Consider the following 25,857-nt stretch of genomic DNA (forward strand, 5'->3'; position numbering starts at 1 on the left):
TGAGTTTATTTATATAGGTAAGAGTGAATGTACGAATTATATATTTTAATATAGTTGAAAGTTATACATTAATGAAGATACAATGTCATATAAATTATAAAAAATTCATAATACATTAAAAATATACATGGAGGTGTGTGATGAAATTAATATTTGAAAGTGATACTTTTTCATTTGAGTTAATAAGAACAATGGGATATGCGGTATGCAAGGGAGCTGATATAGGAGAGTGTATTAATACTGCCTATAGAATAAAAGATAATGATTTTCAAAGTTGGTATAGTGAATGGTTTAAAACCGCAGAACGTACACAACAAATTGCTAACAAGTGTTCTCAGAAGGGAAATAGAGTAAGCTCTAGTGAAGCTTATCTTCGTGCTTCAAATTATTATAGAACTGCAGAACTTTTTTGCCGTGAAGATAGTAATGAGGCAAAAGGTGAGGAGTGCTATACTAAAGGTCGTGAGAACTTTATTAAAGCTGTAAATTCATCTGAACTAACATTAGAGCAAGTAAAAATACCTTATGAAAACACGACTTTACCAGGTTACTTTTTTAAAGTTGATAATTCGGGTAAGAGTAGACCAACGTTAATAGCCATGACAGGATATGATGGAACAGCAGAAGAACTATATTTTATCATCGGGCATGCAGCTATTAATAGAGGATATAATGTGTTAGCATTTGAGGGTCCAGGACAAGGTGCTGCTTTACGTTTTCAAAAACTTTATTTTAGACACGATTGGGAAAATGTTGTTACACCTGTTGTAGATTATTTATTAAGCAGAACTGACGTTGATTCAAAGAAAATTGCAATTGCAGGATTTAGTTTAGGGGGATATCTTGCCCCAAGAGCAGTTGCATTCGAACATAGAATTTCTGCATGTATTGCAAATAGTGGTATTTTAAGTTTTTTAGAGGGAGTATTAAAAGAACAGGCTAATTCTGAGTATATACAAAATGAACTCAAAAAAGAAGATTCTGTTGAAATAAATGCTGCTATAAAAAAACGTATGGAAACAAATACTTCATTAAGATGGGCGATACGTAGTGGATTTTTAAATTTCAATGTTAATACTCCTCATAAATTGTTAAAAGAATATAACAAATTTACTCTTAAGGGGATTACAGACAAAATAAATTGTCCAACTTTAATCTGCGACTCTGATGAAGAGCATTTTTTTAGTGATCAATCCAAAAAGTTATTTGATCTTTTAAAATGTGATAAAGAATTTATTGTTTTTACAGAAGATGAAGGTGCAGGATTACATTGTCAAGCAGGTGCACAATCCCTTTCTAACCAAAGAATTTTTGACTGGCTTGATAAAATATTAGATGTTTAATATAGAATTTGATTTTATTGATGAGTAATTGTAAAATACTATTCACAGTATTAAGGTGCCAATAAATTTTTATATAGTAAGTCCTCATTGTTTAGAATAGACAATGAGGACTTTTTTAATAGAATAATTCATATTAAAAGCAAAATATATTAAATTAAATAATACAAGAGTGCTAGGAATTAGAGGCTGTATATTCCAAGAAAAATGAATAAAAAAGAAATAAATTGTACAAGGATGCGGTATTTATAGTTTTTTTATATTAGAATCAAAAAAATGTTGACACTACCAATAAAAGGTTATAAAATTAAATTATGAATAATAATAAAATTAAAGTAAAAGATGTATTTTTACAAAAAAATTAATAATACTTAGTATATTACATATAAAACGGAAAACATGTTAGAAAAACAAAGATAATTGTTACATATAGTTTTGCTAGGATTTTGCAAAAAAATGTTTTGATATAGGTTATTTTGCAATAAATAAACAGCAAATGACAAATAATATTAGATAATAAAATGGCATTTTATTATTAAGCTTTTGAATAAATTTATTTTACATAATTTTAATAAGTTAGAAAATATGAAAGTGTGGAGATTATATGTTGCAAATAATTGAGGATGATTGGTTTCTAAAAAAAACATTAGGTGATACGAAAAATTCTAAGGTGAGACTTTTCTTATTTCCTCCAGCAGGTGGTGATATTTCAACATATTTTTCATGGGAAAAGAGTTTTCCAATATATACCGAAACATGCTTTTTAAAATTACCAGGAAGAGGTAAAAGGATTGATGAACCATTAATTTCTAATATTGATATTATAGTTGATAATATTATAGATGAGATGAAAAATATGCAGGATGTTCCCTTCTTATTTTTTGGACATAGTATGGGAGCTTTGATAGCTTACGAAACAGCACTTAGATGCTATAAAATGAAATTAAAACTTCCTGAAAAACTAATAGTATCTGGAATGAAGGCACCGGATATACTAAGCGATATTAATAAGAAAAGAAATCATATTAAGTTGCATAATTTGGACACTGAGCAATTAAGAAATACTATTCTAAATTTAGGTGGTATGCCAGATATTTTTAAAGAAAACGAAGAATTTTTGGATATTTTAATTCCTATTTTTAGAAATGATTTAAAACTTTGTGAGACATATGAGAAAGATGGTAATACAAAATTACCGATTGATATTGACATATTAGGCGGAGATAGAGATGCGCTTTCATCAATAGAAGAATTGGAAGGTTGGAGGAAATGTTCTTTGAATAACGTTAAGACTAAATATTTCAAAGGAGGACATTTTTATTTTTGCGATAACATGGAAGAATTTATAAAATTTATTTCTGAATCTATAGGTAATGTAAAAGATAATTATAAAAAAAAGGCTATTAGTGTATAATCTTGTTTCTATATAAATAAAACTGGAGGGAAAAAGGTGAAAATATTAGTTACTGTAAAACAAATTATTAACCGTGATAACGGTGATAGTGAGTTAAACGCAAATGATTTAAATGCAGTTGAATTAGCACTTAGTATAAAAGATGAACTTAAGGATTGCAAGGTTTCTGTAATAAGCATGGGAGCAATGCAAGTGCAGAAAGTTATTCGTAGTTACTTAGCACTAGGAGCTGATGAAGGGATAATAGTAACCGATAGACAATTTGAAGGGGCAGATACATTGGCAACTAGTGAAACCATTAGTAAAGCAGTAAATTATAAAAATGGCTATGATCTGATTATTTGTGGAACTCACTCATCAGATGCAGGAACAGGACAAGTTGGTCCTGAATTAGCAGAGAAGCTAAATTGGCCTCAAATTACTAATGTAAAGGAACTTGTTGAAATTAATGAAGAATTTATATCATGCAAAAGAAAGGTAGAAGACTGTTTTATTACAGAACAAGTAAAGTTGCCAGCAGTTATAACTGTTTTAGAAGGTATAAATGAGCCAAGAACAAAAACTCTTAGAGGTGTAATGATGGCAACAAAAAAAGAAATACAAGTTTTAACTAATAGCGAATTAATGATTCCTGAAAACAGATGTGGAATTGCAGGATCAGCTACTAAGGTAAACAAAGTTGAAAATGAAAAAGTGGCTACTAAAGGCAATTTTGTTTCTATAGATGAAGAAAATATTAATCAAGCATATGAGTGCATACTGGGCTAGGGGGATAAAGATGGATAAATCATTTTGCTCAAAAAGTGTATTAGTTATAGCAGATGTTTGGTCAAAACAATCTGAAAATTCTGTTGCAAGACTTGTATCTAAAGCTAACCAGTTATCAGAAAAACTGAATACTGTAGTTAATGTTTGTATGTTTGGAGTTGAAATTGATGATAGTATACAAATGATTAAAGCATACGGCGTTAAAAATATATTTTATAAAAAATTCGGGGATACGTCTCAAATAACAGATGAAAAGCTTACTAATCTATCATATGAACTTATAAAAAAGATAGAACCTCAAATAGTTTTATATCCAATAACTGTTCGTATGAAATCTATTTCTGCAAGATTAGCAGCAAGATTAGAAACTGGTCTTACAGCAGATTGTATAGATTTTTCAATAGATAGTGAAACAAATTTGTTATTGCAAAAAAGACCAGCCTTTGAGGATAGTGTGATTGCAACTATTACTTGTCCTGATAAACTACCACAGATGGCTACAGCCAATCCCTTGAGTTTTGAATTAAAAGAAAAAACTATAGATGAAATAGAAGTTGTTAATATTGACGATTTCTCTTTTAAAACAAAAGATAAAGTATCTGTCCTAGAGATAGAAAAAATTGGAGAAGAGACAATAGATGAAGAAGGAAAATCGAAAATTGTAGTTGGTATTGGAAGAGGAGTTAATAAAGATGATCTACAACAAATAAAACTACTTGTTAAGAAGCTTAATGCAAGGTTAGTTGCATCACGTGCTGTTGTGGATAATGGATTACTAGATTATAAATACCAAATTGGATTATCAGGGAAAGAAATTACATGTGAAACTTATATTGCATTTGGTATTTCTGGTATGATGCAGCATATGTCAGGATTAAAATCCTATAAAAATTTAATAGCTGTTAATACTGACGAGAGTGCTCGAATTATGTCTTTTGCTAATTATGGAATTTGTGATACTACTGAGAATGTAGTAAAACATATGCTTAACTATTTAGAAAATAGAAATTAGGAGAATGAATATGGATAATAATATATCTTATGAAGAGTTTGAAAATTGTATTAAATTCTACTTGGATTGTGATGACGACCAAATAAATAAGGATACAAATTTATTGAAAGACTTGGGTATTGATTCACTAAGTATGTTTAGTGTTATGCTCAAAGTTGAAAGAAAATTTAATTTAAAGGGTAAAGTTAAGGTGAATAAAAAGTTATATGGTGCAACAATGGGAGACATGTACAATGAAATTATAAGACAATTAAAAAATGATTAGTAGTTTTTAGAAGTAGTGTATCTAAATATACAGTTATAAAAAGTTAGGAGATGTTAATTAATATGAGTATATCAATTGCAGGAATTGGGTATTGTATACCAGAAGGAACACTGGACAATAAAGCTATAATTAGCAGATATATTGATAAATTAAGTAAAAATCTTAATAAAGAGGATAAAGATTTTTTAGAGTATAGTATTGAAAGAAAACTTGATTTTCTTCAAATTAAAAGCAGGCATTATTGTAAAGATTATAAGAAAGAAAATTCAGTTACATTAGCAGTAGATGCTGCAAAAAATGCAATAAAAAAGTCAAATGTACCTTTAGAAGATATTGATCTTATTATTTGTACTGGAGTTACTAATCCGTTTAAAGAGCCTAGCTTTGCCACTGTAATAGCTCATATGATAGGCTTAAAAAAAGGAAATGCTTTTGATATTTCAGATACTTGTAATGGTTTTATGAAATCATTAGAGTTAACTGATTTGTATATAAATAACAATTTAGCTAAAAACGTATTGGTAGTAGCTTGTGAAAGTGGAATTGAAGTACTAGATAATAAGAGTGCAATACTAGAAATTGAAAATATTGACGAGGCAGATTATAAAGTAAGCAGTCTTTTTGCAGGTACAAGTGCAGTTGCAGCAGTTTATACAAAGCCTGTAAGTAGCAAAAAGGTATTATTTTATGAGGAATTTAGAAGTTTCGACGAATGGGATAGTTCAGTTTCAATGTCTCCAAAAGCTGATATACCTCCGTTTTCTAAAATGTCTAAAACTTCAAGTGTATTTTGGAGTGATGGAAGAAAAATAGCATCAAAAATAATATCTGACATGCCTAATTATATAGAAAGTGTTTTGAAAAAACATAATATAGATAAAAAAAATATAAAGTATGTATTTAGTCATCAATTAGGAAGAAATGTTACATATTCTGTACTAGATTCACTTGGTTTAGATAAAGATAAAATGTTCCCAATTAATACGTTTACTGAATATGGAAATATGGGAAGCTGTAATATACCAATTGGAATAGAATTTGCAAACGAAGAGGGATTACTTAAACCTGGAGATGAGTTTTTATTATTAAGTAGTGCATGTGGTCTTACATTTTCAGTTTCATATATAGTGTGGTAAATATGTTATTTTATTATAAAAAAGAGTATTTGGGGTGGAAAATTTGAATATTAAGTTGAGCGAAGAGCAGCAAGTATTATGTGATGCAATAAAGGATACTTGTGAAAAGTATTTGAATAAGGACGTTTTTGAAGAAGATGAAAAGGAAGTTTTTAATAGGCAAAAGTGGTCTAAGTTAGGTGAACTAGGTATATTTTCATTGCCATTTGAAGAAGAATTGGGTGGATTAAATGTAGATGCTGTAACAACTACTTTAGCTATATATACTTTAGCTAGATATTGTAAAGATGAAGGATTAGTTTTTTCTGTAGTTGCTCAATTATCAGCTACTCAAATTCCATTATGGATACATGGTACAGAAGAGCAGAAGAAAAAATATTTGATGCCAATTATAACGGGTGAAAAAATAGGTGCAAGTGTTATTTCTGAGCCTGAGGCAGGTTCTGATGCATCAGGTATGGAAGCTAAAATTAGAAAAACTGATAAAACGTTTATATTAGATGGAACTAAGACCTTTGCAACATTATCACCAGTTTCAGATATATTACTTGTATATGCAAAGCATCCTAATGGTATTAAGATGTTAGACATTTCTGCTCTTATTATGGAAAAAGGTGAATATGAGATTGGACAAGTATTCCAAAAATCAGGTCTTAGAACAAGCCCAATGGGAGAAGTGGTGCTTAGTAATTCTGAAATACCATTAGATAGACTAGTAGGATCAGAAAGAAGAGCGATGAGCATTTTTATGGATGCTATGATGTGGGAAAAGTTGCTTATGGGGGCATACCATGTAGGTGCTATGGAACAACAGTATTATGATGTATATAACTATGCGAAGCAAAGAGAGCAGTTTGGTAAACCAATAATTGAGTTCGAGAATATTTATAATATGCTCGTAAATATGAGAATGCGTGTTGAAACAGGTAAATTAATGATGTTTGATGTTTCTAAAGGATTTGGTAAAAACCAAGGTGATAAATATGGAGCAGCAATGCTTAAGCTTCATACAGCAGAATCAAAATTAAAAAACAGTTTAGAAGCTGCTGAGATTATGGGAACTTATGGATTCTTGAAAGAAAGTAATGTTGAGAAGCAAGTAAGAGATTCATTAGCATCAGGTATATATTCAGGAACAAATCAAATGCAAAGAAGAATTTTGTATAACAAATTAGGTGATTAAAATGAGTAAATATTTATTACAAGATTATTTAATTAATTCGGCTAACATGTATCCAGATAGAGTAGCCATTAAGTATAAGGAAAAAGAAGTAACATATAAGCAATTAATGTATAACAGTTTATGTGTAGCAAATATGTTGAAAACATTAAAAGTTTCAGACTGTGAACCTGTAGGAATATACATGGAAAAATCAGATTTAACTATTGCTGCTATGCAAGGTATATTAATAAGAAAAAGTAACTATGTCATGTTAGATAGTGTTACTTCTCCAGTAAAAAGAATCATCGATATAATAAAGCATAGTGGAGTTAAATATATAATATCTAATGTTAGGCAATTACAAAAAATAACTAGTGATACTAAATGTGATAAAGAGTATCTAAAAAATATTGTTATTATAAGTACCGATGCAGGCTATGAGGAGTATGAAAAGTATTTTGAAAATATTATTCCACTTAGTTTTTGTGGAGAAGTTTATTTGAAAGATGTAGAAAAAAGAGCAATAAATCAAGATACAGCCTATGTACTATATACATCAGGTTCAACAGGTATACCTAAAGGAGTAGTTTTAAGCCATCTAAATGCAATTACATTTGTTGATTGGTGTGTAGATTATTTTAAGCCTACAGTGGAAGATAGATTCATAAGTGAAGCACCATTTCATTTTGACTTATCTGTTTTTGATATTTATGTTCCGCTTGCAATTGGTGCTACATTAGTTATTGTTGATGAAATAGTACAAAGAAACCCACTCCAGTTAATTAAGTATTTACAAGAAGAAAAGATAACATTTATATATTCTGTTCCTTCACTATGGATAGCATTTATTAAATATGGAAAAATTAAGAAGGGTGATTTCCCAGATTTAAAAAGTATCTTATTTGCAGGAGAAGTATTTCCACCAAAATATTTGAAAACAGCTATGGAATATGTTCCTAATGCGGGATTCTATAATTTGTATGGACTTATTGAAACTAATGTTTTTACGTATTATAAAGTGGAGAGTGCAGATGATATAAAAGATGTACCAGTTCCAATTGGTATAGCATGTGAAAATAGTGAGGCTATCATTATTAGTGATGATGGTAAAGAGGTCACGGAAACTGGTGTTGAGGGTGAGTTATGCGCAAAAGGTTCCATTATTATGAAGGGATATCATAATAATGAAGAACTTAATAAAAAGTCATTTATTGTAAGCCCTTGTAAAAGACATGGAGGAGCACTTTTATTTAAAACAGGCGATATTGTTAAATATAATGAGAAAAAGGAAATCGTTTTTGTTGGTAGAAGCGGAAGTATGGTAAAAAGAAATGGTTTTAGAATAGAATTACCAGAAATAGAGATGGCTATATATACTTTCCCTTATGTGGAAGAAGCAGCAGTTGTAGATGTTGAAAATAAAGAAGGAAAGTTATGTATTTGTGCAGGAATATTAGTTAATAAAGCTGATGATATTTCTATTGTAAATCTTAAGCATCATTTAGTTAAAAAGATACCTTCTTATATGGTGCCAGATTATTTTGCTGTTTTTGAATCTTTTAATAGAAGTGTTAATGGTAAGATAGATAGACAATATTTGAAGAAATATTTTATAGATGAAATTAGTAAGGAAGAGGGGAAATAATATGAAAAATGAGAATGAAGAAATACATTATTTATGTCAAAAATATGATGCGTATAATTTTCCATTATATTTCAGCTATCCAGTTGATAGTTATTGGAAAAGAGATAGATTGGACAATGAAAAGTATTTTGAATTAAGTAAAATAGAAGATGCAGATTTATATGTACATTTTCCGTATTGTAAAAAGATTTGTTATTACTGTTGTTGTGACAAGTTATGTACTACTAACCCAGAAGAAATAGATAGTTATTTAGAATATTTTGATAGAGAGCTTGAATTAAAATTTGATAAAACAAAAAAAATTAAAATAACATCTATGCATTGGGGAGGCGGTACTCCAACATATATGTCAAACGATCAGATAAAGCATATGATGACTAGTATAAAAAAATACTTTGAGATTTTACCAGGAGCACATATAAACCTTGAAGCATATCCAGATGAAGAATTAATTACTGATGAAAAAATGCAATTATTATATGATTTAGGGTTCAGAAGTATAAGCTTTGGAATCCAAGATTTTAATGAAAGAGTTCAAAAAGCTATTAATCGTTGGTGTACTCAAGACGTTGCAAGAAGAATTATTGACAAGGTAAAGAATTTTGGATTTGAGGTACATGTTGATTTATGCTATGGATTACCATATCAAGGAATAAGTGAATTTGAAGATACATTAAAAATTATCAAGAGTTTATCTCCAGATAAAGTTGTTATATATGCATATGCACATTACCCATATTTATATCCACTTCAAAAGAATATTCCGTTGATGAGTTTACCGAATTCATATATGAAAATAATGATGATGAATGTAGCAAAAGAAATATTAGAGGATGAATATATTATTTATGGACTAGATACATTTGTAAAAAAAGATGGCAGAATGAAGCATTGGGAAAAGGAAAATGTAGTACGTAATTTTATGGGAGCAAGTTCTAATAAAGATAGTCACTTAATTGGAATTGGTATGAGTGCTATTAGTATGATAGACGGTGTTTATTTTAAAAATCATACAGATATGAAAAAGTATAAGGAAGACTTAGATAATAAAGTAATCCCTACAGAAAAATATCATTTTATGACAGATGAAGATAAGTTGAGACATTATATAATTCAGAAACAGATATTAAGTGATTTTTCTATAAATACAAAGGCTGTAGAGCAATTATTTAATGTAGATTTTAAAGAACATTTTGAAAAAGAACTAGAGATACTAAAAAAACTTCAAGATGAAGGCTTAGTTGAAAATTATGATGGAGAAGAAATAAAGATAACAAAGTATGGTAAATATTTTGTTAGATTAATTGCATATGTTTTTGATGCTTATTATGCAAATAAAGAAAAAATGCTTAAATTATAATAAGTGTAAATCAATCAGCTAAATAATATTAAGGATAAAAGAGAGAGGAAGTAAAGTTATGGAAAAGAAAATTATTGAATTAGTAAAAGAAGTTACACATATTTCAGAGAGCGAATTAGATAGAAATGTTAATATTTTTAATTCAGATATAGTAAGTTCTTTAAGTTTGTTAGAGTTAGTTTCTAAAATTGAGAAAGCATATAATATTGTTATTTTGCCAGAAGAATTAATACCAAATAACTTTGAAACAATTGGTAGTATTATTGATTTTGTACAAAAGAAGGTAGCATAGAATTACATTTCATTGGTAAAGAGGGTTTCCATATTATATAAATTGGGTGATTAAATCTTTTTTATAATATAGCAATTATGCATGAGAGGAGTTGGATTTGATGAATGAATCATTAGTAAGTTATTTATACCAATTAAGATACACAAAGGATAAAGGAATATATTTCATATATGGAGAAAAGGATGAGGAATACTTATCTTATGCTGAATTATATATTAAAGCAAAGAAAATGGCTCAGTATCTAAAGAAAACAACATATAATACCATGGTAATTCAGGTAGAATCATCTAAGGAATTTATATGCTCAATATGGGCTTGCTTGTTTTCAAATAAAGTTGTTATTCCTTTAAAGTATTCAGATAGTACTGAAGACTTTAATGTTATAAATAATATATTAGATATGAGTGAAAATATAGGTGTGATTTTAGATTCAAAGGATAAATTACATAATTATGAAAGTAAAAGAGAAAGAATTATTTGGACAGATTCTCTGCTTAAATATGATTCGGATATAGAATTTGAAATATGTGAGAAATCAAATTGGGAAGATACAATAATGATTCAATTCTCTTCTGGCTCCACAGGAAATCCTAAGGGTATAATAACTAAAAATAAGAATTTAATTTCTAATATAGAATCTATGATAAAGCGATTTAATGTTTCAGGCCGCGATAAAGAAAATGTAAAAAAAGTTTTAGATTGGATTCCTTTAACTCATAATCTAGGATTAATTGTTGGACACTTTATGACATTAATGAGGGGAATAGACGAGTATGTAATACCAACAAAGGTCTTTATAAAGAATCCTATATTACTTCTAGAAAAAATAGATGAGCATAAAATTTCAACAACGCATTGTCCTAATTTTGCATTAGATTTAATATCAAAATATAGCTTGAAGTATAACAAAAAAAACTTAGATTTAAGTTCATTATCAGTTGTATCAGTTGGTTCAGAGTATGTTTCAGCTAAATCATGTCAGAATTTTATAAAATGTATGAGTAGATTTAAAATGCCTCCAACTGCAGTTCAACCAGGATATGGACTTACAGAAGCGACAGTGGTAGTAAGTAATGCAATAGATAGAATTTTTAAAGCAAGATATTTAAATAGAAATAAATTGTCAATAGGAGATAAAATCGAAGAAGTAGATGAAAAGGATATTAAGAGTGTTGCATTTGTAGAAGTAGGAAAAGTAATGGATTGTTGTAGTTTAAAGATTATTGATAATGCAGGAAATGTATTAGGAGATAATTATGTTGGAAAAGTTCTATTAAAAGGCGATTCTATAGTTGATGGTTATTACTTAGGAGATGAAAAAACTAAACCACTTGAAATTGACGATGATGGATGGTTTGATACAGGTGATTTGGGATTTGTAGTCAATGGTTATTTGACAATCATAGGAAGAAGCAAGGATGTAATTATTATCAATGGAAAAAATCTTTATCCGTTAGATTTTGAGTCTGTCATAATAAATAAGTTTGCTGAATTAAAAAGAAAAGTGGTAGTAACAGGGAAACAAGCTTTAAGTAATGGAAAGAATGAAGTATATGCATTTATTTTAGTAGATAAAATTGATGATAAGCTTTATAAGTTAATTGATGAAATTCAATTATTAATCAATGAAAAGTTTCAAATCAAAATTACAAGGATAGTACCTGTATATGAGTTTCCACTTACTAGAAGTGGCAAGATACAAAGATTTAAGTTGGTGGAATTATTACTTAACGGTGTATATGAAAAAAATTTAAAAGAGTTAGCGAAATATAATGAAATAAGAGCTAATAGTAGTATAAAAGTACATAATGAAATAAATGAGAAAGTAGATTTTATATCCAATAAGCTTCTTAAAATAGTAGTAGAACTTTTAGAGAAAGATGATATAAGCATATTTGATAATTTGTTTGATGTAGGGTTTAATTCTGTGCTGTTAATTGAGTTTATGGACAAAATAAACAATGAATTTTGTATAGATATTAAAGTACAAGAGTTAATTAACTGTAAATCGGTGTATGATATTGCTAAAGAAATTTTAAAAAGAAAAGAGAATATTGTTTTTAACCAGGAAGTAAAAAGTTATAACTTTGAAAGTCAGGAAGATGAAGATGATGATATAGCAGTAATAGGTATAGATTTAACAACTGCAGATGCTGAAAATTCAGATGAGTTTTGGAAAAATATGTGCAATGGAAAAGTAAGTGTAAATAATTTATCTGATCAAAGAATTGAGGATTCTATAAAAGCACTTAAGAAAATAGAAATAGAGGTCTCAGAAGAAGATTTTTCAAAAGGAGCTTTTATGGAGGACATAGATAAGTTTGATTGCAGATTTTTTAAGATGATTCCTAAAATTGCGGCGATGATTCATCCGCAACAAAGAATTTTTATGCAGACTGCTTGGAAAGCATTTGAAGATGCTGGGTACACTTTTAATGATTTAAAAGGTTCAAAAACAGGAATTTTTCTTGGACATGCAGCATTACCGTTTGTGAATACATATTATGACTATTCTCGTTTTATTCTAGAGGTAGATAGTGATTCAGCAGCAATGGCTGCACCAGGAAATTTGAATTCAATGATGGCTAGACGTGTTTCACAGTACTTTGGACTAAATGGGCCATGTGTGCTTATTGATACAGCGTGTTCTTCATCATTAGTAGCCATTCATTATGCGTGTACTGCCTTAAGAAATAAAGAGTGTGATATGGCTTTAGTAGGTTCGGTAAAAATAGATTTATTTCCTTTAAAGAACAATAAAATAGGGATAGAATCTCAAGATGGATTTACTAGAACTTTTGATAATAAAGCCTCTGGCACAGGAAAAGGAGAGGGAAGTGCAGCAGTTATTTTAAAACCTTTCAAACAAGCATTAAAGGACAAAGATAATATATACGCAGTTATTAAAGGAAGTGCAGTTAATAATGATGGAAATTCAATTGGTTTAACTGTGCCTAATATGGAAGCACAGGCAGAGGTTTTAAAAACAGCATGGAAATCATCAAAAATAAATCCAGAGCAGCTTTCATTTATTGAAGCACATGGGACAGCAACTAAAATAGGAGATCCAATTGAAATATTAGGTATAACTAATGCGGCTAAAAATTATACAGATAAAAAGCAATTTTGTGCAATAACGTCTGTTAAAACAAATATTGGACATCTTGATCATGCTGCTGGAATATTTGGTTTTATTAAAGCGGTGTTGGCTATTAATCATGGAAAGCTTCCAGCAAGTATGAATTATAGTGTTCCAAATGAGAATATTGATTTTGAAGCTACACCTGTTTATGTAAACACAAAATTACTTGATTTAAATAAGGAAAAAGATTTATATTGTGGGGTAAGCTCATTCGGATTTACAGGAACCAATTGTCACCTTGTATTAAAAGGACATCCTAATAACGTAGGATATTTGAAAGAAGAAAGATGTATTTATAAAATAACAGCAAATAACATTGAAGCACTCGAAAAAATAGTTTTAAAGCAGATCGAATATATAAGGAATACAAATGACAGTTTGATAAATATTTGCTATACGGCAGATGTTTGTAGGAATGATTTGAAATATAGATGTGCTATTATCGTATCTTCAAAGAATGAATTGTTGGATAAGCTTAAGTATATTTTAAGTTATATTGGGAAAGTGGATTGTTCTTCTAAGGAAATCTATTATTCTAACATGCTTAAGGACTTAGAAGAAAAAGAAAATGAAAATGAACTCAATGTTATATGTAAAAAGTACATTCTTGGAGAAAAAGTTGAGTGGAGGAAGCTTTTTGATAAGCTAGATGTTAATAAAGTTCATATGCCAGGATATGTATTTAATAAAAAAAGGTGTTGGATAGAATTATCGTGATATGTTTAATTTAGATCTGGCTAATATTAATAATTTAAGGTTTGAGAATATACGTAAAATTTGTATGTAAGCAGGTATATTAGTATAGTGGTTTATTTTTACAAGTTTTAAGTTAGTTTAAATAAACTATTTTGTAGGCTGGGTCTATAAAAAGGAGAGGTTTTATGCAAGATTCATTAATAAAGTATTTATTTGAACTAAGAAATATAAAAAACAAAGGAATAAATTATATATACGGTGAGAACAAAGAAGAATTTATTTCTTATCATGATTTATATATTAAGAGTAAAACTATGGCACAATATTTAAAAAAAATACCATTCGATAAAATAGTATTGCAAATTCAGGAAACTAGAGAATTTATTTATTCAGTTTGGGCATGTCTTTTTGCAAACAAGGTTATCATACCGATTAAATTTAGTGAAAGCAAAGAACAAGCTAATGTGGTATATAATATTTTAAATATGAGTGAGAAAAATGGAGTAATTCTCGATAAAGAAAATGATTTGTTAAATGATGCAATAGTTGATAAAAAGGTAATTTGGCTATCAGAAATTTTATCATGTGATTCTGATTTTGAATATGATAGTTGTGAAAATTCCAATTGGGAGGATCCTATTTTAATACAATTTTCATCAGGTTCAACAGGTAAACCTAAGGGAGTAATAACAACAAATAAGAATTTAATACTCAATATGAATTGGATGATAGAAGAATACAGTTATGGAAAACAAGATAAAAATTCTGAAGCAAAGATAATTGATTGGATTCCACTTACTCACAATTTAGGAATGATTGTGGGACATTTTGCTACTGTCATGAGAGGTATTGATGAATATGTAATTCCTACAAAGATGTTCATTGCAAATCCTATGTTATTATTAGAAAAAATAGATGAACATAGAATAACAACTTTTCATTCACCAAACTTTGGATTAGATTTGATTTCAAAATGTGCAGCTAACTATGATAAAAAAGAACTTGATTTAAGTTGTTTGTCGGTAATTTCCATAGGTGCAGAAAGGGTTTCAAGTGATAGCTGTGAAAACTTTATAAAGTGTATGAGTAAATTTAATATGCCTTCAACAGCAGTTCAGCCTGGATATGGATTATCTGAAGCCACAGTTATTGTAAGTGATGCAAAGAATCGTGATTTTGTGGCAAGGTATTTAAATCGAAATAAATTGTCTATAGGAGATAGAATAGAAGAGATAGATAAAACTGATAGTAGAGCAGTTTGTTTTGTGGAAGTAGGAAAGGTTTATGGATGTTGTAAATTAATTGTAACAGATGATGATGGACAAATATTAGAGGATGGCTATGTAGGCAGAATTAAGCTTAAGGGTGATACAATTTCTCAAGGATACTATTTAGGGGAAAATAAAATAGGAAAACTTGAAGTAGATGATCTTGGCTGGTTTGATACAGGGGATATCGGATTTGTAATTAACAACTTTCTTACGATTATCGGAAGAAGTAAAGATGTCATTATAATTAACGGTAAGAATGTATACCCCAATGATTTTGAGGCTATTATTTGTGAAAGCTTAAATATACCTAAGGCTTTTGTAGCAGTTACAGGTATTTATAATAATGCGGAAAGTGTTGATGAAATAGTAGCTTTTATAAAAAATAATATTGCAAATGTTGAGGACGCCACTAATATTGTAAAAAGAAAAGTGAAAAATAGAACTGGTTACAATATAAAGGATGTTGTATTTATTGATGAAATACCAAAAACCTCTAATGGAAAAATTATGCGATATAAATTAGTGGAGATGTATAATAGTAAAAATAATGGTAACGATAAGAAAGCTAATAAGAAAAAATTAGTTAGTAAAGTAATGCGGATAATAAGAGAAGTAATTGAGGATGATACAATTGAGGCTACTGATGAAATTTTCGATTATAATATATCATCTATCAAGATAATGCGTATAGTTAGTTTAATAAAAACTAAGCTGGGTTATGACGGAAAAATAAAAAATTGGATTAATAGTGAGACTTTCCATGATTTTATAAAGACATTACGCGAGGGAAAAGAAGAAGTAAGTGAGCTTATAGCCTTAGAAAGTAATAATCAGTATAATGAATTTGAACTTAGTAGTGTGCAGATGGCATATTTGGTTGGAAGAAATGCTGATTTTGAATTAGGAAATACATCAACTCATGCATATATAGAAATTGAAGCTAATCTTGATATTGAAAAGTTTAATAATAGTGTTCAAAAAGTGATAGAAAAGCAACCAATGCTTAGAACTATTGTAATGAGTAGTGGGAAGCAAAAGATTTTAGAAAAAGTTGAACCATATAACATAGAAGTTATAGATATATCATCAAAAGACAAAGTAGAAAAGGAAAAAATTATAGTTGAAGAGAGACATAAAACAGAAAGCTTTGTTTTTGATGCAAATAAGTGGCCATTATTTGAATTTAAGGCAATAAAATTAGATGAAAATTTATATGAATTAATGTTTGGAATTGATATGCTCATTGCAGATGGTGCAAGTATTCAATTGATATTTAAGCAGATATATGATGTATATAATGGAAAAGAATTAAGAGATAAGAGGGTTACTTTTAAAGACTATATTATGTACATAAAAAATTTGAAAAATAGCAGTAAATATATTGCAGATAAAAAATACTGGGAGACTAAAGTTAGGGACATGGAGTCACCAGCAAATTTGCCATTGAAAAATCGTATAGGTGCTGTGAAGACACCTTTATTTGGACGTAAAAGTTATTCTTTAGATAAGGAAAAATGGAGAATACTAACGGATAATGCTCAAAAAAACAATGTTAGAGTAACGTATATATTATTATATGCTTATGCAAAAGTATTAAGTAAATGGAGTAATCAAAGGAAACTAACAATTAATACAACTGTATTTAATAGACCTCAAATTCATGAAGATATTAACAGTATAGTTGGAGATTTTACAACATTAATGCTTGTTACTATAGATACAGATAAGTATAAAAATATTTATAAAGCAGCTAAATATGTACAAGATGAGTTTTTAGATAGTATTGAACATAAGGATTATGATGGAGTAAATGTTGTAAGAGATTATTGTAAATATAATAATATAAGTTTTAAATCAGCAGTAATGCCAATTGTGTTTACTTCTATGTTATTTGGTGAGAATAATGAATTTAATAATTTCGTCGAAAAAATAGGACAGGTAAAACACTTATCCAGTCAAACATCGCAAGTATACCTTGATTATCAAGTAACCGAAACTGAAAATGAAGTTCTATTAACTTGGGATTATGTGAAAAATTTGTTCGATGAAGATGTTATTAATGCAATGTTTAAGGATTATATAATAATTTTAGACTCATTGGTTAGTAATATAGCAGAAGTTCAACTAAAAAATGCTGCGGCAGAGGAAATCTATAAAAGGTATAATAACACAGAATTTTTTATAGAAGAGGATACCTTACATGGAATGTTTAAAAAACAGTGCGAAGTGACACCTGATAACATTGCTGTTAAATTAAAAGAAAAAAGTTTGACATATAAAGAATTGGATGAGAAATCAGATAAATTAGCAGCATATTTATTGAATAAAGGTATTGGTAAGGGTAAATATGTAGCAATTATAACAGAAAGAAAAATAGAAAGTATTATTAATATACTTGGTATTTTAAAAACTGGAGCTGCATATGTACCAATTAACATTGATTATCCAAAGGAAAGAATAGAGAATATCAAGGACGAAACGGGAAGTTTTGATATATTAGATTCTTTTAAGTGTAGAAAGATATTAGATACACCAGAAATAATTAGTTCAAATAATTTTGTGTATAACAATACGAATGATGTTGCTTATATTATTTATACATCAGGTAGTACAGGTAAGCCTAAAGGAGTAGTTATAAAACATAGTGCTGCTGTAAATACAATAAAAGATATAAATAACAGATTTAAAGTAGGAGAAAAAGATAAAATCATTGGTTTATCTTCTTTAAGCTTTGACTTATCAGTATATGATGTTTTTGGCGCATTATCTTGTGGAGCCGAGCTAGTGCTTGTAGAAGAACAAAGAGATATGGAGGAAGTTGATCATATAGTCAGAGAAGATAAAATTACTATATGGAATTCAGTTCCAATGATTATGGAAATGTACGTTAATTATTTGAGTGATAAGGAAGAAGAAGTAATTGATTTTGATAACATACCAGAAATAACAACAGTATTATTAAGTGGAGATTGGATTCCGGTGAATCTTCCGAATAAAATAAAGAATAAGTTTATTGATTGTGAGGTAATAAGTCTAGGAGGAGCTACAGAAGCTTCAATATGGTCTATATATTACCCAATAGAAGATGTGAAAGAAAATTGGACTAGCATACCATATGGATATCCATTAGGAAATCAAAAATATTATGTATTAGATTATGATAAACAGATATGTCCTATAAATGTAAAAGGAGAACTATATATTGGTGGTGTAGGTCTAGCAAATGGATATTTTAAAGATGAAGAAAAAACAAATAATTCTTTTATTGATCATGAAGAATATGGAAGAATATATAAAACTGGCGACATTGGAGTAATGACTCATAAGGGATGGATAGAATTTTTAGGAAGAGAAGACAGTCAAGTAAAAATAAGAGGATACCGTATTGAAATTACTGAAATAGAAACAGAAATTTTAAAATATTCTGGAATTAAAAAGGTAGTTGTTATAAATTCAAAGGATTCTAATAATATTGCTGCATTATATGGGTTTGTTGTTTCAGATGAAATTATAGATTTAAATAATCTTAGATATAAGTTATCGGAAAGATTACCAGATTATATGATACCTGAATATTTAATTCAAATTGAAGATATACCATTAATGCAAAATGGTAAGATTTCAAGAAAGAAGCTTATAGAAATAAAAAATGAGAGATTAAAAAATGTATCATATAAAGAACTAATTAAACCAGAGAATGAAATAGAAAAAAAACTTGTAAGGCTATGGGAATCAATACTTAAAATAGATAAGGTTAATATTGTTGACAATTTCTTTGAGCAGGGTGGTAATTCCATATTAACAATAAAGTTGATTTCAATGATTGAAAAGGAATTTAAATTAAAGATAAGTTTTAAAACATTTTTAACAAATTGTTCCATAAAGAAATTAGCACAAGTTATTGATAACGAAATTGGGAAAGTACAGATTGATTTTCAAACTGTTGAAAAAATTAGAGATGATGTTTTTAAAATTTCAGGTGGTGTAAATGATTCAAATGCATATATCATTAAAAATAATAAACATGCTGTATTAATTGATGCAGGATGCGCAAAGGAAAAAATAGAAAAGCTTCTTGATTATGAAGATTGTAGTTTATCTGCAATAATATTAACTCATGCACATTGTGACCATATATATTATGCTGATGAATTAAGGAAACTTAATGCTTCCAGATACGTGATGCATATAGAGGAGAAAGAATTTGCAAATGACATGGACAATAATGGCATGAATGCGGTTGAAAGGGAATTTACATTAGATCCTAAGGATATATTTATAGGCAAAGAAAAAGAGATTATTGAAATTGATGATTTGAGATATGAAGTGTATCATACGCCAGGTCATACAAAGGGAAGCATATGTGTAAAGTACAAAGATCTTATTTTTACGGGAGATACAGTAGTTCCTGATAGCGAAGAAATACCTGATTTGCATTATGGTGATGAAGTAATGCTTAAGAATACAAAGAATTATATTTTGAATAATTTTGATGATGACTTAACGGTATGTGCAGGGCACGGAGATATATGTAGATTAGGAAGTATAAAGAAATAAAAAATATTACTAGAGGGGGGGCAAATTTCATATAAGATTTAACTGTATATATAAAATATGACATAAACCAAAATTAAATTAATTTATGTTTCCTCCATGAATTTATTATACTTACTGATAGTTTACTATATTGTGTAAAAATATTTCGGGGGGAATAGAAATGTTACAGAACAAATACTTGTGAAATAGGTTTGTTGATTGAATGATTGATGAGGATACATTACACATTGGTAAATATGCGTATAAATGTAGTTAATCAACATTGTGAAATAGACAAGGAAAGTCAGTACTTTACAAATAAAAATATATTTGAAACGCCAGCATTTACGGTATATTTTACATATGATGGAGATGTTAATATATCTAAATATGGTGGAGACGGATATTATTTTGAATTAAACAAAAATGAAGTTTATTTACATTCAGTTGAAATGGGATATTCTAAAAATTAAATATAAATTTATGAAAATTAGGTTGAGATAAGATGCAAAAATATAACATACTAGAATAATTAGGGGGTATAAATAATGAGGGAGGACATTGCAATAATAGGGTTAGGTGGAATATTTCCAGATGCAATGGATTTTAGTGAATACTGGAGCAATATATTAAAGAAAAAGGATTCGGTAAAAGAAATTACAGATGAATTTTGGAATATAGATGATTTTTATGATTCTGATCGCAATAAGGAAGATAAAACATATGGTAAGGCAGCAGGAATAGTTAACAGCATTTCGTTTGATCCATTGGAATTTGGAATGCCACCAAAAGTTATGCAATCAGTCTCTGTAGAACAACTATTTTCTCTTATAGTTGCAAAACAAGCACTTATAGATGCGGGGATGTATGGAGATAATGCTAAAAACTTTGATAAGGCAAGGACAGGAGTTATTATGTCTGCTGGAGTTGGAAAAACGGCAATGAATTTACATGGACGTACACTTGTACCAGGATTACGAAAAATAATGAAAAATAGTGGTGTACCGGATCAATTAGTAGATTTAACCTTAGAACGTTTTAAAAATACTTTGAATGATTGGGATGAAGCATCTAATCCAGGATATTTACCTAATGTTGTTCCAGGAAGAATAGCAAATAGATTTAATTTTGGAGGAACAACTTGCAGTGTTAATGCAGCTTGTGGTAGTAGTTTAGCTGCTATTAAGTATGCTGTAACAGAATTATTAGAGGGTAACTGTGATGTAATGTTAGCAGGTGGAGTGAATTTGGATTGTTCAGCACATACTTTTATTTCATTTTCAAAGACTCAAGCATTATCTAAAACAAATAAAATTTGTCCATTTGATGAGAACGCAGATGGTATGGTACTTGGTGATGGAGTTGGAATAGTTGTACTAAAACGTCTACCGGATGCAAAACGTGATAATGATCGTATATATGCATTAATAAAGGGTGTTGGAAGTTCTAGTGATGGTAAGTCAGAGAGTATTTTTGCGCCAAGTAAATCAGGACAAGTCCGTGCTATTAAAAATGCACTTAAAAATGCGAACGTTCCTAAAAAAAGTATATCATTTATCGAGGCACATGGTACAGGCACCGCAAAAGGAGATGCTTGTGAATCAGATGCATTATCTGAAGTCTTCAACTCTAACAAGGAAGCTTCTCAGAAAATCATCTTAAGTAGTGTGAAAAGTCAAATTGGACACTTAAGATTAGCAGCAGGTATTGCAGGATTAATAAAGGCAGCATTAGCCTTATATCATAAAAATTATCCGCCATCAATTAATGTTAAGCAATTAAATTCATCAATAAAAGAATCAAATTTATATGTTTTAGAAGATGCTAGACCTTGGATTTCAAATAGCAAAAATCCTATAAGAAGAGCGGGTATAAGTGCATTTGGATTTGGAGGAACGAATTTTCATGCTATATTGGAGGAAGCAGAATCTGAACAAATAGAAAAATATCGTCTAAATCAAATACCAGAAGAGGTTGTATTTTCTGCAACAACAAAAGATGAAATTATAAAAAAGATTAATGAGCTTTTGGAAAAACTCGAAGAAGATGCAACTATTTGGCATGATAGTACATATAAATACCGTATGGTAGAGGAAAATGAGAAGAGACTTGTATTTATAGCGAGAAGTACTTTAGAGGTAAAAGAAAAATGCAATATAGCATTAAATAAATTAAGAGAAACTAATAAAGTTAAATGGCAAAAACAAGGTATTATTTATAGAGAAAGTTCATTGGAATCTGGAAATAAGGTAGTTGCAATGTTTTCAGGACAAGGTTCTCAGTACGTTAATATGTTTGATGATGCGGCATGTGCATATCCGGAAATTAGAAAGTCGTTATCAATAGTAGATGATGTAATGTTAGATAGTGGAGAGGTTCCAATTTCTGAATTAATTTATCCATTATATCATGACAAAGAAGAAGTTAAGGAGTTTGAGAAAAAATTAAAACAAACTGAAAATACACAAGCAGCACTTGCAACAATAGAAAGTTCTTTATATGATATTGCAAAAACAAGAGGATTTAGTGAAGATTATATGCTGGGGCATAGTTTTGGAGAATTAACAGCATTATATGCAGATCAGGTATTTGATAAAGAAACACTGATTAAATTATCTGTTGAGAGAGGCAAATGTATGTCTGAATCTTCAAAGGATGAAAAAACTGCTATGATGGCTGTATTTGATACAAAGGACTATGTAAGTAATATATGTAAGGGCTTTAATAAAATTTATATTGCAAATGAAAATAGTCCAAATCAAATTATAGTTGCAGGGAATGCAAGCCAATTACAAGAATTACAAAAGCGTGCGGAGGAAGATGAAGTACAAACTGCTATGTTAAAGGTATCGTGTGCTTTTCATTCAAATTATATGAGGGAAGCAAGCAAAAAATTTGAAAAGATACTTTCAAGAAGCGAATTACATAAGTCATCTGGAAGAGTAATAGCAAATTTAGATGCAAAATTTTATCCAAAAACAAAAACAAGTATTGTAAAAAGGCTAACAGCTCAAATTACAAGTCCTGTTTTGTTTCAATCTTCTGTAGAAAAAGCATATGAAAATGGTGCTCGTGTATTTGTTGAATTTGGACCAGGTAAGGTTTTAAGTGCTTTAGTTAAGGATATATTATTGGAAAAAGAGGATGTTATTGTAATATCTATAAATGCAATAAAAACTGAAAGTGCATTATATCAAGTGGAATTAGCCTTTGCTCAATTATTTGCGCTTGGAATGAAGATAAAAAGTGATCCATACAGGAGAATTTTAGACAGTAAGTATAAAAACAAACGAACTAAATCGTCATATGAAGTAAAGCCAACATTATTTCATTTAGAGGAAAAACAAAAAATAATTGATAATTCATTTGAAGCAGTTAACAAGTCAAAGTTTAGTAATGAAAATGAAATGAAGATAAAGGGTGATGAGAATAAAATGAGTAATAGAGTAAGTGAAATTTGTAAATTAAGAGAGTTAAATGCTTCTGTATTTGAAAATTTTATAAAAGTACAGAATGAACAAATAAAGTGCATTAGTGAATTATTGGAGAAGAGTAGTGCAAAAACAGCATCAGATAGAAAAGATATTTTTGAATGTGTTAAAACCTTTCAAGATAATAGCATGAAGGCTTTTGAGATTTACTTTGAAAAGCAAAAGGTTGAAAAAATAAATAGCACAGTTGCTACTGTTATAAAAGAAGAGCCTAAAGATGAGATAGCAATAGATACAGATGAAGTTCCTTTACTAAATCAGGTTATAAAAGAAAAAGAGAATGAAAAAGCAGAGGAAGTAGTTGTTCAAGTTTCTGATAATAAAGAGTTTAATAAAATAGAAGAAATTACAATGGATATTATAAGTGAGAAGACAGGATATCCTAAAGACATGATAGAAAAAGAAATGGAATTGGAATCCGATTTAGGTGTTGATTCAATAAAAAGGGTTGAAATATTTTCCGAGATAAGTGATCAATTAAAAAGTTCTTTTACACCAGAAGATATTGAGGAGTTATCATTGTTAGCAACAATACAAGAAATTATAAATTATATTGGTAATAGTATTAAGGAGGCATAGTATGATTGAGGCCGAAGAGACTATTTACAAGGGTGAGCAGTGTAAGGCAGAAGCTCTAGAATGTTTATGGAAATCCCAATCGGAGCAATTATCTATGCTAAAAGCTTTTTTTATTGAGAATGGTAGTGTATCTAATGAGCTGAAAAGTTATTTACAACAGGCTAATTCTTGTCAAAGAGATGCATATAAGAATTTTGTTGAAATACAGACAGAGCTTATTAATATGGATAAAGAAATGCTTGAATTAAACAAAAAGGAAATAAAACGTTTTGAAATACAGCTAAAGGAAGTACCACTTAAAAAGAATAAAATATCCTTTGAGAGAGGAACAGTACTTTTATCAGAGATTAAAGACAAGTATTATAGTTCAATTAAAGAATGCCTTATTGAAAGTGGTTACAAAGTACAGGGTGTGCCGTTTTTTAGCTCATATAACGATAGAAAAAAAGTATTTGAGGAATTGCCCAAGGATGTAGTTGGCTTTATTTTATTAATGAATGAAAATAGCACATATACTGATTTTAAACATTTATATTTTTGCATGAAACATTTTTTAGAGAAATCATCTGATTTTACTATAAAGAAAAAGTTTATTATGGGTATTAGCTTTCAAGATGGAAAATTTGGACTTATGAATGAATCAGAAGAGGTTACACAGGGAAGTCTTAGTGGACTTATTAAAAGTCTCAATAAAGAGCTGAAGGATGCTTTTACTATAAAAATGCTAGATCTCAGTCGTAAACTACCGGCATATAGGTGCAAAATGATTTTAAATGAAGAACTTAATACGGAAGATGATTGTATAGAAATTGGAAGAGATGAAGATGGTAGAAGATATACTTTAGAACTAAAGGAAAAGTATGAAGAAGAAAAGGTAGGTATTCAACCATCAAAAGAAGATGTTTTTGTTGTATCTGGTGGAGCAAAAGGAATTACAGCCGCATGCATTATAGAATTATGTAGAAGATATTCTTGTAAGTTTATAATTCTTGGACGTTCTGAATTAATAGAGAAGGAAGAGAGCCAATTAGCGGCAGCTAAAACAAGAGATGAACTAATAAAGGTATTGTTAAATCAAATAGCAGAAAAAAATATATCATGTAAACCTTCAGAAGTAATGTATAAAGCAAGTAAAATCCTTAGTCAAAGAGAAATTAAAAATACAATTGAAAAATTAAATGCTGCTAGTAAAAGAGTAGTATATTGTAGTTGTGATATTTTGGAGGAGATTTCAGTAAAGAAGGCTATAGATAGAGCAAAAGAGAAAATGGGACAAATTACTGGATTTATTCATGGAGCGGGAGTAATACGAGATAAAAAAATTGATATGAAAACTGAGGAAGATTTCCGTTTGGTGTATGGAACAAAGTGTTTAGGAGCTAAAAACATTTTAAATGCAATTAATGAGGAAAATCTTAAGTATATAATCTTCTTTAGTTCAGTGTCAGGTTATTTTGGGAATGCAGGTCAAACAGATTATGCTGCTGCTAATGAATATTTAAATAAGTTAGCATTTAAATTAAAGCAGAAATATCCACAAAAGGTAGTTATGTCGATTAATTGGGGACCATGGGATGCTGGTATGGTAAGTGAACAATTAAAAAAGAGTGTAGAGAAACGTGGAAGAAGGCTTATTTCAATTAAAGAGGGGATAAAATACTTTATGGATCAATTTACGCAAAAACATGATGATGGAGTGTGTCAGTGTGTAATATATGATTTGAATAAATAATTATAAAGCAAGGGGA

15 protein-coding genes are annotated in these 25,857 nt (G+C 29.2%); all 15 read left to right on the plus strand.

The features are described from left to right. The first annotated feature begins 140 nt into the window (after positions 1-140). The 15 genes from CLFE_RS02650 (at position 141) to CLFE_RS02720 (ending at position 25,841) form a co-directional block, all read left to right on the plus strand. Positions 141-1,343 (plus strand): alpha/beta hydrolase family protein, encoded by a 1,203-nt coding sequence (locus tag CLFE_RS02650; RefSeq protein ID WP_077893298.1) that lies wholly within the window; start codon positions 141-143, stop codon positions 1,341-1,343. Positions 1,344-1,944: 601 nt separating this feature from the next. After that, the gene (locus tag CLFE_RS02655; protein WP_077893299.1) at positions 1,945-2,754 is read left to right on the plus strand and encodes a thioesterase II family protein; all 810 of its coding nucleotides are present in this window, start codon (positions 1,945-1,947) and stop codon (positions 2,752-2,754) included. Positions 2,755-2,790: 36 nt separating this feature from the next. Continuing rightward, positions 2,791-3,522: an electron transfer flavoprotein subunit beta/FixA family protein gene (locus tag CLFE_RS02660; RefSeq protein ID WP_169850926.1), complete on the plus strand. Its 732-nt coding sequence runs from the start codon at positions 2,791-2,793 to the stop codon at positions 3,520-3,522. A gap of 10 nt (positions 3,523-3,532) precedes the next feature. Further along, positions 3,533-4,534, plus strand: a complete 1,002-nt coding sequence (locus CLFE_RS02665; protein WP_169850927.1) for an electron transfer flavoprotein subunit alpha/FixB family protein — start codon at positions 3,533-3,535, stop codon at positions 4,532-4,534. A gap of 10 nt (positions 4,535-4,544) precedes the next feature. Further along, positions 4,545-4,799, plus strand: a complete 255-nt coding sequence (locus CLFE_RS02670; protein WP_169850928.1) for an acyl carrier protein — start codon at positions 4,545-4,547, stop codon at positions 4,797-4,799. 62 nt (positions 4,800-4,861) lie between these two features. Beyond that, positions 4,862-5,935 (plus strand): 3-oxoacyl-ACP synthase III family protein, encoded by a 1,074-nt coding sequence (locus tag CLFE_RS02675; protein ID WP_169850929.1) that lies wholly within the window; start codon positions 4,862-4,864, stop codon positions 5,933-5,935. A 43-nt stretch (positions 5,936-5,978) separates the two neighbouring features. Beyond that, a complete protein-coding gene (locus CLFE_RS02680; protein WP_169850930.1) occupies positions 5,979-7,118 on the plus strand; it encodes an acyl-CoA dehydrogenase family protein in 1,140 nt (379 codons plus the stop codon). Between the two features lies 1 nt (position 7,119). After that, positions 7,120-8,742, plus strand: a complete 1,623-nt coding sequence (locus CLFE_RS02685; RefSeq protein WP_077893303.1) for an amino acid adenylation domain-containing protein — start codon at positions 7,120-7,122, stop codon at positions 8,740-8,742. A gap of 1 nt (position 8,743) precedes the next feature. Then, complete coding sequence (gene hemN, locus CLFE_RS02690; RefSeq protein ID WP_169850931.1) at positions 8,744-10,102, plus strand: oxygen-independent coproporphyrinogen III oxidase; 1,359 nt, start codon at positions 8,744-8,746, stop codon at positions 10,100-10,102. A gap of 58 nt (positions 10,103-10,160) precedes the next feature. Further along, positions 10,161-10,394 (plus strand): phosphopantetheine-binding protein, encoded by a 234-nt coding sequence (locus tag CLFE_RS02695; protein WP_077833720.1) that lies wholly within the window; start codon positions 10,161-10,163, stop codon positions 10,392-10,394. 100 nt (positions 10,395-10,494) lie between these two features. Next, the gene (locus CLFE_RS02700) at positions 10,495-14,253 is read left to right on the plus strand and encodes a beta-ketoacyl synthase N-terminal-like domain-containing protein (protein ID WP_077893305.1); all 3,759 of its coding nucleotides are present in this window, start codon (positions 10,495-10,497) and stop codon (positions 14,251-14,253) included. A gap of 164 nt (positions 14,254-14,417) precedes the next feature. Then, positions 14,418-20,060, plus strand: a complete 5,643-nt coding sequence (locus CLFE_RS02705; RefSeq protein WP_077893307.1) for a non-ribosomal peptide synthetase — start codon at positions 14,418-14,420, stop codon at positions 20,058-20,060. Between the two features lie 227 nt (positions 20,061-20,287). Beyond that, positions 20,288-20,512, plus strand: coding sequence for a hypothetical protein (locus tag CLFE_RS02710; protein ID WP_077893308.1), 225 nt, complete (start codon positions 20,288-20,290; stop codon positions 20,510-20,512). A 75-nt stretch (positions 20,513-20,587) separates the two neighbouring features. After that, entirely contained in the window at positions 20,588-24,109 is a 3,522-nt protein-coding gene (locus tag CLFE_RS02715; protein WP_077893309.1) for a type I polyketide synthase, read from the plus strand. Position 24,110: 1 nt separating this feature from the next. Further along, a complete protein-coding gene (locus CLFE_RS02720) occupies positions 24,111-25,841 on the plus strand; it encodes an SDR family NAD(P)-dependent oxidoreductase (protein ID WP_077893310.1) in 1,731 nt (576 codons plus the stop codon). Positions 25,842-25,857 lie beyond the last annotated feature (16 nt).

This window comes from Clostridium felsineum DSM 794 (genome assembly GCF_002006355.2).
In the GTDB taxonomy this organism is placed as follows: Bacteria; Bacillota; Clostridia; order Clostridiales; family Clostridiaceae; genus Clostridium_S; species Clostridium_S felsineum.